The organism is Aeromonas sp. TECH754, assembly GCF_056279295.1.
Genome location: NZ_JBWBRA010000001.1, coordinates 737170 through 748733, shown reverse-complemented (window position 1 = coordinate 748733; position 11564 = coordinate 737170). Strand labels below are relative to the sequence as shown.

Sequence of the window (11564 nt, the reverse complement as noted above, 5' to 3'; positions counted from 1 at the left end):
GAAAAACGTAGGAGAGAATGGCTCCGGTTGCAACCGGAGCCAGAGGCGGACTCAGTGTTTGAACTGACCGTGGGGTGCCGCGTAACGGCACTGGGGGAAGCGACTGCAGGCCAGGAACAGACGACCGACATGGGGGCCCTTCTTGGCTTCCCGCTCCACCAGGGGGGCATCACAGCGAGGGCAGTGAGGCAGAACCGCAGGCTGGTCCTCCTCGTCCGGGCTACCAAACAGGTTGTCCACCAGCTCGGGATCCGGCTCGGCGAGCACCGGCTTGCCGGCTGGCGGCACCGATGCCACAGGCGCAGGGCCACCATGATGGCGGGGGTCGCTCAAGTCCACACCATCGAGCAGCAGCGGGTTGAAGGTGGGCTCGCGGCGCTCCCCAGGCAGCAGGTCTTCAACCTGGGCAGAGGTCTTGCTCAGCAGTGGCAGCAACTGCTCGCGCAGCTCCTCGACCCGATAGTGGCTGCTGGCCGGGATCTGCAGCAGGGGCAGACCCGCACCGTCACAGGCCGCTTTCAGGAACAGATCCCGTGCCTTGCGTTTCTGCTGGCGGTGGGAGCTGTCATCGAGCTCGATAGCGCAGAGGAAGGAGAAATCCGCCGGGTGGCAGAGCAGATAATCGAAGTGCTTGGCACTGATCTTGTTGAATGCCTGCTGCCACTTGCTCTTGCCCATGCGGGCTTGTGGGGTCAGCACGTCGGCGACCCGCACCTTGGCGAAGACCCGCGCCTTGCCACCGACCGCCAGATCCAGCACGCCGAGGAAGGAGCGCTCGGCCGGACTGAACAGAGTCTCCTGCAGATCATAGGGCGACGCCTTGCCTTGCTTGCCTCTGCTCCAGACAATCACCAGCAGGAGCAGTACCAATAACACCAATCCCGATACGACCAGGGTATTCATGAGCGCACTATCCAGTTCACAAAACAGAGAAGGGGCATCACTCTACCACGGGGGCCACGGTCAGGCAGCGCAGAAATGGCGAGCCCCTCTGGTCGCGGCGCTTTTTCACTAAAATTGCGCGAGGCGGGGCTTCATATGGCCTGTCACAGCAGGCACAATGCTACAGAAACCCAATTCCAAGGAGAGCAGGATGCAAAAGCAATTGGTCGTCACCGTCATCGGAGCAGACAAACCCGGCATCGTCGAGAGTCTGGCGGATGTCATCACCCAGCAGCAGGGCAACTGGCTGGCCAGCTCCATGAGCGAGCTGGCGGGGCAATTTGCCGGCATCCTGCACGTGACCGTGCCCGATGAACACTACCGCAGCCTGTGCGAGGCACTGGTGATGCTGCCGGGCCTGACCGTGAGCTTTGCCGAGGGCCAGCTCAGCCAGGAGCCCGCACGCCAGATGATGCTGACCGTCACCGGCAACGACAGGCCCGGCATAGTGCACGAGGTGGCCAGCATCCTGCGTCAGCTCAACATCAACGTGGCCGATCTCACCACCGGCTGCGAGCCCGCGCCCCACTCGGGAGCCCCGCTGTTCTATGCCCACGCCCTGGTCGCCTTGCCTCCCCAGCTCGAGCAGGACGATCTCGTCGCGGCGCTGGAGTCCCTCTCCGATGACCTGGTGGTCGACATCGATCAAGACCTGACCGAATAGTGCCAATCGTCATAAAATTGTCATGGTTTGACGCCATAACTGCCGCGCAGACGCAACCTGATCACAGAGGCACCACATGAGCACCGACAAGCTGTATGAAGAGAAAGAGCTGAGTTGGCTCTCATTCAATGAACGGGTGTTGCAAGAGGCGATGGACAAGACGGTCCCCCTCATCGAGCGGGTCCGCTTCCTCGGGATCTTCTCCTCCAACCAGGACGAGTTCTTCAAGGTACGGGTCTCGGACGTCAAGCGCCGCATCCTCATCAACGAGGTACACGGCGGCGACGACGATGCCAAGGTATTGCTGCGCGCCATCCAGCAGAAGGTGATGACGCTTGGCGAGGCGTTCGACAACACCTACAAGGAGCTGTTGATCGCCCTCGCCCGTCACAACATCTTCCTGGTCAACGAGAGCCAGATCTCCGAATCCATCCAGCAGTGGCTGCGGGTCTTCTTCCGGGAGAAGGTGCTGCGTCACATCATTCCCATCCTGCTCAACAAGGAGGTCAACCCGGTCAAGTTCCTCAAGGACGAGCACACCTATCTCGCCATCGAGATGAAGAAGGGAGGCCAGGTGATCCAGTACGCCCTGGTGGAGGTGCCGACCGACGATCTGCCCCGCGTTCTTCCAGCTGCCGCCGGAGGGCACTCGCCGCAAGAAGCAGATCATCATCCTGGATAACGTCATCCGCTTCTGTCTCGACGAGATCTTCAAGGGCTTCTTCGACTACGACGAGATAGCCGCCTATGCGGTGAAGCTGACCCGGGATGCGGAGTACGGTCTCTCCGATCAGCTCGATCTGAGCCTGCTGGACAAGATGAGTGACGGCTTGAAGCAGCGCCTCACCGCCATGCCGGTGCGCTTCGTCTACGAGCGGGAGATGCCCGCCGCCATGATAAGCTTCCTCAAGCTCAAGCTGCAGATCAGCTCCTACGACGCCATCATGCCCGGCGGTCGTTACCACAACTTCAAGGATTTCATCGGCTTCCCCAACGTGGGCCGGGACTATCTGGAAAACCCCAAGCTGCCGGCCCTCGATTGCCGCGACTTCGACGGTTTCGTCAACGCCTTCGACGCCATCACCAAGCAGGATATTCTGCTCTATTACCCCTATCACAAGTTCCACCATTTCACGGAACTGGTGCGCCAGGCAGCGTTTGATCCGGCGGTGAGCGCCATCCGCATCAATATCTACCGGGTCGCCAAGAAGTCTCGCATCATCCACTCCCTCATCGACGCCGCCAACAACGGCAAGAAGGTAACCGTGGTGGTCGAGCTGCGGGCCCGTTTCGACGAGGCGGCCAACATCGACTGGGCCAACATCCTGACCGATGCGGGGGTCAAGGTGGTGTTCGGGGTACCGAGCCTCAAGATCCACTCCAAGCTCTGCCTCATCACCCGCCACGAGCATGGCGAGGCGGTGCGCTACGCCCACATCGGCACCGGCAACTTCAACGAGAAGACCGCCAAGATCTACACCGACTTCTCCCTGCTGACCCGCCACCCGGACATCACCGCCGAGGTGGAAGGGGTGTTCGAATACATCGAATATCCCTACCGGCGCTACAAGTTCAACCACCTGCTGGTCTCCCCCATCAACAGCCGCCGCCAGCTCTATCGCCTCATCGACGCCGAGCTGGCCAACGCCAAGGCGGGTCAGCCGAGCGGCATCACCCTCAAGATCAACAACCTGGTGGACAAGGACCTCATCAACCGGCTCTACGCCGCCGGCCAGGCCGGGGTGCCGATCCAGATGATCATCCGCGGCATGTGCGCCCTGCGTCCCGGCGTGCCGGGTCTGAGCGAAAACATCCAGATCATCAGCATCATCGACCGCTTCCTCGAGCACCCGCGGGTCATGGTGTTCCACAACAGGGGCAACCCCCAGCTGTTCATCTCCAGCGCCGACTGGATGAGCCGCAACATCGACGGCCGGATCGAGGTGGGCACCCCCATCTACGACGAGCGCCTGAAGCAGCGCATCCTGGATATTCTCCAGTTGCAGCTGAGCGATACCTGCAAGGCAAGGGTCATCGATGCAGACCAGAGCAACGAGTACGTGAAGCGGGGCAACCGCCGCAAGGTGCGTTCTCAGGTTGCGATTTACGACTACCTCAAACGCATAGAGTCAAACCATGGACAATAGTCTGTACGCCGCTGTCGATCTGGGCTCGAACAGCTTTCACATGGTCATCGCCCGTCTCACCGAGGGACGGATGCAGATCATCGACAGGCTCAAGGAGCGGGTTCGACTGGCGGAAGGGATGGATGAGCAACGCCGCATGTCGGATGAGGCCAGGAGCCGGGGCCTCGACTGCCTCACCCTGTTCGCCGAGCGACTGACCAACATCAAGCCGGATCAGATCCGCATCGCCGGCACCTACACCCTGCGCCGCGCCAGCAATGCCGGCGACTTCGTGCGCGAGGCGGCCAAGGTACTGAACCACCCCATCGAGATCATCAGCGGCCAGGAAGAGGCCCGTCTCATCTATCAGGGGGTGGCTCACACCCAGCACGTGGAAGGCCAGGTGCTGGTGGTGGACATCGGCGGCGGCAGCACCGAGCTCATCATCGGCGAGGGGTTCGACAGCAAGGCCCTCACCAGCCGCAAGATGGGCTGTGTCAGCTTCACCCAGAGCTTCTTTGCCAACGGCAAGCTGAGCGAGAAAGCCTTCAACAACGCCGTGCTGGAGGCGCAACATCAGCTCGCCCCCATCGTCAACCAGTACCGCAAGCTCGGCTGGCAGAGCTGCCTCGGCAGCTCTGGCTCCATTCGCACCGTGCGGGATGTGCTGCAGGGGGAAGAGTGGACCGACGGCAGCATCACCCTGGTGGGGCTGGAGCGGCTGAAAGAGGAGATGCTCAAGCACAAGAGGGTCGAGCAGCTCAAGCTCGCCGGTCTGACCGAGGAGCGCCAGGGGGTCTTCGCCGCGGCGGTCGCCATCCTGCTCGGCCTCTTCACCTCCCTGCCCATCGAGCGGATGGAGTACTCTGACGGTGCCCTGCGCGAAGGGCTGCTGTACGAGTTCGAGGAGCGACTGCAGCACCACGACATTCGCGAGCGCACCGCGCTGGCGCTCAGCACCCACTATCGCATCGACAAGCGCCAGGCTGGCCGAGTGGAGCAGAGCGTACTGACCCTGTTCGATCTGCTCAGCGATCCCTGGCAGATGCCCATCGAGCCCTATCGCGCCATCCTCGGCTGGGCGGCGCGGCTGCACGAGATTGGTCTGGCCATCAACTACAGCGGCATCCATCGCCACTCCGCCTATATCCTGCAAAACACCGATCTGCCCGGTTTCAACCAGGACGATCAGGCCCTGCTGGCGGCGCTGGTGCGCTTCCAGCGCAAGGGGCTCAAACTCTCGGAACTGCCCGCCCTGCCCAACCACGACGAGCAGACGGTGCTGCGCTGCATCCGCATCCTGCGCCTCGCGGTGGCGGCCCACCACCGCCGCCAGGATAACCTGGTGCCCGAGTGGCGCGTGCAGGCCGCCGGCGATCAGCTGGTGGTTACCCTGCCAATCGACTGGTGCGACGAGAACCGGTTGCTGATGCAGAACCTGGAGAAGGAGCACCGTTACTGTCTGGAGCAGGGCTGGCCCCTGTTGTTCCAGCTCGGCTGATCCCTGGGGCCAAACGAAAATTTGCCCAGCTCAAACGCAAAGAGGCAGCCAATGGCTGCCTCTTTGCTTGTTCCCTTCCCGCTTACCGCAAGTCGGGCAGTATCTGCTTGGCTATCTCGAAGTAGATGATGAGACCGGTGCCATCCACCAGGGTGGAGATGAAGGGGGCCGAGACCACCGCCGGATCGATCCGAAAGCGGCGCAGCACCATGGGGATCACCGAGGCGACGGTGGCACTCCAGAGCACGATGGCCACTATGGTCAGGGTCACCACCATGCCGATCTCGGGGCCCACTCCCAGGCTCCAGGCCCGTATCCAGGCTGCCACCGCTATGGTCATCGAGATGAACAGACCGGTGGAGAGCTCCTTCTTCAGGACGGTGCCGAGGTTCTTCAGGCTCACCTCCCCCACCGCCATGGCACGCACTATGGTGGTGGTGATCTGGGTGCCGCTGTTGCCGCCGGTGCCGATCAGCAGGGGGATGAAGAAGGCCAGCGCGATGGCCGCCTCCAGCTGCTCCTCGAACGCCCGCAGCACGGTGCCGGTATAGGCTTCGGCCACGAACAGGATGAGCAGCCAGCCCACTCGCTTGCGCCACAGCTGCCAGGGGGTCGCCTGCAGATAGGGGATATCGAGCGGCGAGGAGCCGCCCTGCAGCTCGGCATCCTCGGTGGACTCGCGCTCCAGGATGTCGGCGGCGTCGTCCACATGAAAGACCCCCACCAGCCGCCCCTGCGCCTCCACCGGCAGGGTCGGAATGTCGCGATCGATCAGCAGGCGGGCTGCCAGCTCCTGATCCGCCCGGGCATCGATGCGCACCGTCTCCCGCGCCATCAGTTCGCTCACCGCCAGCAAGGGATCCGCTATCAGCAGTGACTTGAGGGAGACGCTGCCGAGCAGCCGGCGCTCACCGTCCACCACATACAGATCCTGAAACAACTGGCCCTTGTCCCAGGCATCGTGGATCAGTTGCTTGGCGCGACCCACCGTCTCCTGCCCGTCGATGGCCAGATACTCGTGGCGCATGTTGGCGCCGACCGATTCACTCGGCCAGTCCAGCAGCGAACGGAAGGTGGATTGAGCCGGTTCGGGGAAGCGGGCGAGCAGACTGTGACGATCGCCGTCATCGAGCCTGCGCAGGATGGCCAGCAGATCACGTCTGGGGATGGCGCCCTGCAACAGGCCGACGATGCTGGCATGCAAACGCAGCAGCAGGCGACCGGCGCAGTCAGGTGGCAACGAGACGAGCAGCTCGGCGCCATCAGGGATGGGCAGGGTATCGAAGATACAGTTGAGCTCTTCCGGGCGCAGGGTCAGCAGCTGGTCGGCGCGTGCCACCGGATCCAGGTTGCGGGCAAGCCAGCCTTGCAGGGCAGCCAGGTCGAGCAGTTGATGACGATTGAGCAGGGTGTGTGTTTTCTTCATCACAGATATCCTCATGTGATCCCGGGTCGGGCCCGAGAGCAACCGGTCATACCGGCTGCCGTTTGCAAGAAAACAGCAATTTGATTGACGAGTAACAGGCAGGAAATGACGCCGTCCGGCGTGTATTCATCCCCACGTACCAGCTTTAGCACTGCATAACGTATCCGGCATGCCGGAAGCCACTTGGGTTGACACCTTAATCCGATGAAAACTGTCCTGATCTTGGGCGTCTCTGGACGTCGTGAGATCAGTGGCCTGTGTTTATGCAGGAGCCTCGCCTAACGAGATGCTGCGAAAAATAGCCACAGCCCAGTGGCTGTGCGGGCGGCATCATCGGCCAGTGGCTGGCCCGAGTCAAGCCAAGAGGGCTCCTGGCAACGGGTTGTTACAAATTGAGCAAAGGCGCGGGAAAACAGACGATGACGGGGAGGCAAGGCTCCCCCTGGCCTGGGCCAGGGGGAGCACTCATTCAGCGGATATAGTCAAACAGGGTCAGCTTGCTTATCTTGCTGAAGGCGAGCTGGGTGGCGCTCATGGCCGCATCCTCCTTGGAGAGGGTCGCTATCACCTCGTACATGTCGGCCTCCGAAACCTTGGCCCGCGCCTGCTGGTTCAGGGTGCTGAGGCCATCGTTCGAGCTCATCACCTGCTCCAGGCTGTTGAGCCGGCTGCCCACGTCCCCCTGCCCCCTGTCCACCTTGGTTCTGGCGTTGTCCATGTGGGTAGTGGCATTGGCCGTCGCCAGCTGGAAGTCATCCGCCGAGATAGTGGGATCCCGCAGGGCCGAGATGAAGTCGGACATGCCGTTGAGCACGTTGTCGTTCTTAGGTGCATCCAGTGCGAAGGTCTGATCCGCGCCGCCCGCCGGCAGGTCCAGAGTCAGCTCCAGCCCGTTGAAGGCTATCTTGTTGCCCGCGCTGTAGTCGCCGCTCTGCACCAGAGTGCCGCCGCTGTCCTTGATCTCGTAGGTATCCGGCGGGCCCGCCAGGGTGCTCACCGTGAACTGGTTGCTGGCAAGGGACGAGTCATAGTGGTTGCGATAGAAGCTCTCGAAATTACCCTGATCCCCCACTCCGACCTTGATGTTGGCGCTGGCGGCGCTGGCGGTGCGCCGGGTCCCCACCATCTCGAACAGATCGAAGCCGGAGTCATTGGCCGGGATCTGTACCGTGGGAGAGATCTGGATGTTGCGCTGGCCGGTGTCCCCCTGGAACACGTAGTTGCCGCTCGCATCCTTGACGAAGGGCTGGGTCTTGCTCTGGTTGCCGCCGAAGATGAACTCCCCCTGGGAGTTCTTGCTGTTCATCAGGTCGAACATCTGCTGTTGCAGCCCCTCCAGCTCGCTGGCGATAGCCTTGCGCTCCTCGGACCCCATGGCCGAGCTGTTCGCCTTCTGGATCAGGGTCTTGGCGCTCAGCATGGCGGTGTTGATGGAGGTCAGGACGGTATCTTCGTGGCCCAGGCTGTTCTCCAGCAGGCTGCCGTTGACGCTGTACTGCTTGAACAAGTCGATCTCCTTGGTCAGCGCCATCTTCTGGCTCATGCCGGAGGGATCTTCCCCCGCCCGGGTGAACTTGTCCCCGGACATCAGCTGGTTGTAGGCCGTGTTCTGGCGCTCGCTGACCTTGCTCATGGTGGCGAGGTTGCGGTCATAGATCATGTTGGTGGTGATGCGCATGGGTTACCTCACGGACGACAACAGGGTATCGAAGATGGTCTTGGCGGTGCTGACTATCTGGGCCGAGGCGGCATAGGACTGCTGGAAGCGGATGAGGTTGGCCGCCTCTTCCTCCAGGTTGACGCCGGAGACGCTCTCGTAGATGCCGGTACTCTGGGTCAGCTTGGCCTCGTTGGCCTGCAGCAGGGTCTTGGCCTGACTGGTCTTGTTGCCCACTCCGGTCACCAGCGCGCTATAGGCATCGTTGAAGGTCATCTTGTCGTTGCTGGTGGCGGCGTTGTTGTTCTTGCGCACCAGCGTCTTGTTCTGCAGCTCCGCCAGCGCGAGGCCATTGGCGTTGTCGGCGAAGCCATCCTTGTTGTAGCTCAGGGTGAAGCTGTCCTTGGCCTCCACCTTGCCGGTGATGCTGAAGTCGTAGCCCGGGGTCTGGGTGGGATCGGCATAGACCTTGGGGCCCCCCAGCGGGCTCTCGAGGGCCGCCATCAGGTTCTGGCCCTTGCTGGACGCCGGCGCCACCCCGATGAGGGTGGTGCCATCCGCCGCATACACCTCGTAGTTGCCGCCGTTGTCTATCTTGACCACCTGAGGGGCGCTCGGATCCAGGGCATTGGCCCCGAAGCCCGACCCCGTCCCGGTATTATGAACACCGCTCAGCTTGATCTCGCCGGAACCCAGGTTCTGAGAGTTCTTATCGGCCTTGACAGGGGAAGCCAGCGCAATATCTTCCGGGCGGGTGATGGCGGCTTCCAGTCCTGCGGCTGCGTGCTTGGTCGGTTGCAGCAGTATCTTGTCGCCAGCGGCCGGGGTACCGGAGAGATCTATCTCGATACCGTGCCCCGCTACCTCGAACTTGGCCGGCGGGGTGGCGCCCGTCATGAGGGAGGTACGCTTGCCGGCGCCGTCGATGGAGAACACCTCGTAGCCGGTGGCACTGTTGAACTGCACCTCATAGTCGAAGGTGGTCACCTCTGTCCCCTTGCCGGGCACGAAGTTCACGCTGGCAGCGCCGTTGCCGCTGTTGCTGCCATAAGGGAGGCCCTGGCTCCCCTTGAGAGTGAAGAGATCCCCCCCCAGCTCGTTGTCCAAGTCCATCCCCAGCCGGTTCTGCTGGTTCATGGCATCGGCCATGGCGACGGCCAGCTGCCCCAGCTCCCGCTTGGAGGGCTCCAGATCCCGGCGGGCGTTGAACAACCCGCCGATGCCGCCCCCGATATCCTTGTCATTGATGTTGACCTTGTTGGATCCCAGGGTGAGCTGCAGGGCCGACTCGCGGGAGTCAGGGTCCCCCGCCACCACCTTGAACTGGGCCACGCCGCCGTCCAGCACCAGGGAGTGTCCGGTGCTCATGTTCACCAGCATGCTGCCGTTGGGCTGGGTCACGGTGCGGATCTCCATCTTCTCGGAGAGCTGGCGGACCGCCTCGTCGCGCTGGTCGAACAGCATCAGGCTCTCTTCCGGCGAACCCTGGGTGCGAATGATGGCCTGATTCAAGTCATTGATGCTGCTCAGCAGGCTGTTGACCCTGTCAGTCTCGTCGCCGAGGGTGGCATTGATGGTGTCGGACTGCTTGTCGAGCTGGGCCGAGAGGGTGTGGTATCTGTCCACCATGCCGTTGAGCTCGCTCAGGGTGGTCTTGCGCCCGCCGATCTCGGCAGGCGACTCGTTGGCGGTGTGGAAGGCCTTGAAGTAGGAGGTAATGGTGGTGCCCACGCTGTTGCTGGTGTCACCGAGCAGGCTGTCCAGCTGGAACAGTTGATTGTAGCGTGTGTTCGAGGCGTTGTAGGCGGAAGTATCGCGGCGTACCTCCCCCTGAGCGTAGGCGTTGATGACCCGCTCGCTAATCATGTCCCCCGTCCCCAATCCGACGGAATTGGTGTAGATCAGGGTGCGTTCACGTACATAGCCCTGGCTATTGACGTTGACGATGTTGTTGCTGGTGGTCTGCAGCAGCCGCTGCTGGGCCATCACACCCGAGGTTCCAATTCCAAGCAGATCGCTTGCCATAACTTACAGCTCCATCTCTGTGTTCCGGGTCGCAGTGTTGCCGGGCGTGAAGTAGCCGGTGATGGCGTCACTGCGCAAGACCTGTTTCAGTTTCTTGGCGTACTGGGGGTCGGTGGCATAACCGGCCTGCTGCAACGCCTCGAAATAGCGATCCGGACTGTCCGCCTTGGCCAGGGCGCCCTTGTAGCGGGAGCCCGAGGTCAGAAAGTCCACATAGTCGTTGAAGCTCTCCTCAAACGACTCGTAGGAGCGGAACGCCGCCTTCTGGCGAGACGCCACCCCTTGCTCGTATTCCAGGGTGCTGACCACCGCCTTTGGACCTTCCCAGCGCGGATCGGCCTTGATACCGAACAGGTTGTGGGTCATCTGCCCTTCCCCGTCCTTGATCACCCGCTTGCCCCAACCGCTCTCCAGCGCCGCCTGTGCCACCAGCACCGCCGGGCTCAACCCCAGCTTGTCCGCCGCCTTCTTGGCCAGCGGCATCAGCCGATGGACGAACTCTTCCGGACTGTCGAACACCTTGGCGCTGCCGCCCGCCCCCTCAATCCCTTGACTGCTCAGGCGCTGGCTGTCCCCCATGGGAGGCACGGTGCGATGAGGGCGTCTGGGCAGGGCAAACCGGGGTTCGGCCCCATTCAGCTCGCTATTCATCTCCTTTTCAGCAAAATCTTTGCCAACTTTTGAGGCTGCGATCAAATCATTGGGGGCCGAGGTGGGAGGCTGGTAGGGTTTATAGACCCGTTCGGTGCGCTGCGGCAGCTTGAGCACCCGGCCGTCATTGTGGGTGAAGCTCTTCTCGGGGGAGAACTGCTTGGCCACCATCTCGGCGATGCCGAGGCCGCCCTTGCTCGACATGTCGGCGACCCGCTGCTCGTCCAGCATCCCCTCGTAGAACTGGGTGTAGCTGCTGTTCATCGGGTTGTCCTCGGTCAGCACCGCGTTGGCCTGGCGCATTCCCTTGAACAGAGTCTGGGTGAAGATGGACTCGAACTGGCGAGCGGCCGCCATCAGCGCGTCGGCCTTTCCCTCCTTGCTCATGCTCATCCGGCGCAGCTTGTCCAGGTTCTGGACATCCTGCACCATGCCAAGATTGATCCCGCTCTGGGAGTCGAACTCTGCCATAACCTACCTCGTTGCCGCCCGTGGCAAACCCTTGCCGCCCAATACCTTACCCAATGACTCGCCGCCCTTGAATGGCGCCAGCTTGATGCGATGGCCCGTCA

Annotated in this window: 7 protein-coding genes, 1 pseudogene and 1 riboswitch; of the genes and pseudogenes, 3 read left to right on the top strand and 5 right to left on the bottom strand. The window is 62.2% G+C overall.

Annotated elements, in window-relative coordinates:
* Positions 1-51 precede the first annotated feature (51 nt).
* Positions 52-903, bottom strand: coding sequence for a DUF2726 domain-containing protein (locus ACZ9IL_RS03335; protein WP_476002226.1), 852 nt, complete (start codon positions 901-903; stop codon positions 52-54).
* A 190-nt stretch (positions 904-1093) separates the two neighbouring features.
* Here ACZ9IL_RS03335 and ACZ9IL_RS03330 point away from each other — a divergent pair, with 190 nt between their 5' ends.
* The 3 genes and pseudogenes from ACZ9IL_RS03330 (at position 1094) to ppx (ending at position 5233) form a co-directional block, all read left to right on the top strand.
* Entirely contained in the window at positions 1094-1606 is a 513-nt protein-coding gene (locus ACZ9IL_RS03330; RefSeq protein ID WP_476002225.1) for a glycine cleavage system transcriptional repressor, read from the top strand.
* A 76-nt stretch (positions 1607-1682) separates the two neighbouring features.
* Positions 1683-3753, top strand: a pseudogene (ppk1, locus tag ACZ9IL_RS03325) (polyphosphate kinase 1).
* A complete protein-coding gene (gene ppx / locus ACZ9IL_RS03320) occupies positions 3743-5233 on the top strand; it encodes an exopolyphosphatase (protein ID WP_476002224.1) in 1491 nt (496 codons plus the stop codon). Before ppk1 ends, ppx begins: the two are co-directional and overlap by 11 nt.
* 82 nt (positions 5234-5315) lie before the next feature.
* Here the strand turns inward: ppx and mgtE are convergent, their stop codons facing one another.
* The 4 genes from mgtE to flgJ all read right to left on the bottom strand — a co-directional run bounded on the left by mgtE (position 5316) and on the right by flgJ (position 11463).
* Positions 5316-6659 carry a magnesium transporter gene (mgtE, locus tag ACZ9IL_RS03315; protein WP_476002223.1) on the bottom strand — a complete coding sequence of 448 codons (1344 nt, stop codon included), beginning with the start codon at positions 6657-6659 and terminating at the stop codon, positions 5316-5318.
* Between the two features lie 123 nt (positions 6660-6782).
* Positions 6783-6952, bottom strand: a riboswitch (M-box (ykoK) riboswitch).
* Positions 6953-7128: 176 nt separating this feature from the next.
* Positions 7129-8337: a flagellar hook-associated protein FlgL gene (gene flgL, locus ACZ9IL_RS03310; RefSeq protein ID WP_476002222.1), complete on the bottom strand. Its 1209-nt coding sequence runs from the start codon at positions 8335-8337 to the stop codon at positions 7129-7131.
* Positions 8338-8340: 3 nt separating this feature from the next.
* Positions 8341-10341, bottom strand: a complete 2001-nt coding sequence (locus ACZ9IL_RS03305) for a FlgK family flagellar hook-associated protein (protein ID WP_476002221.1) — start codon at positions 10339-10341, stop codon at positions 8341-8343.
* 3 nt (positions 10342-10344) lie between these two features.
* Complete coding sequence (gene flgJ / locus ACZ9IL_RS03300; protein WP_476002220.1) at positions 10345-11463, bottom strand: flagellar assembly peptidoglycan hydrolase FlgJ; 1119 nt, start codon at positions 11461-11463, stop codon at positions 10345-10347.
* Positions 11464-11564 lie beyond the last annotated feature (101 nt).

What these genes read in the sequence shown, in the direction of transcription:
- ACZ9IL_RS03305 (WP_476002221.1), bottom strand. Translation starts at nt 10,341, where the DNA reads ATGGCAAGCGATCTGCTTGGAATTGGAACCTCGGGTGTGATGGCCCAG.
- mgtE (WP_476002223.1), bottom strand. Translation starts at nt 6,659, where the DNA reads ATGAAGAAAACACACACCCTGCTCAATCGTCATCAACTGCTCGACCTG.
- ACZ9IL_RS03330 (WP_476002225.1), top strand. Translation starts at nt 1,094, where the DNA reads ATGCAAAAGCAATTGGTCGTCACCGTCATCGGAGCAGACAAACCCGGC.
- ppx (WP_476002224.1), top strand. Translation starts at nt 3,743, where the DNA reads ATGGACAATAGTCTGTACGCCGCTGTCGATCTGGGCTCGAACAGCTTT.
- flgL (WP_476002222.1), bottom strand. Translation starts at nt 8,337, where the DNA reads ATGCGCATCACCACCAACATGATCTATGACCGCAACCTCGCCACCATG.
- ACZ9IL_RS03335 (WP_476002226.1), bottom strand. Translation starts at nt 903, where the DNA reads ATGAATACCCTGGTCGTATCGGGATTGGTGTTATTGGTACTGCTCCTG.
- flgJ (WP_476002220.1), bottom strand. Translation starts at nt 11,463, where the DNA reads ATGGCAGAGTTCGACTCCCAGAGCGGGATCAATCTTGGCATGGTGCAG.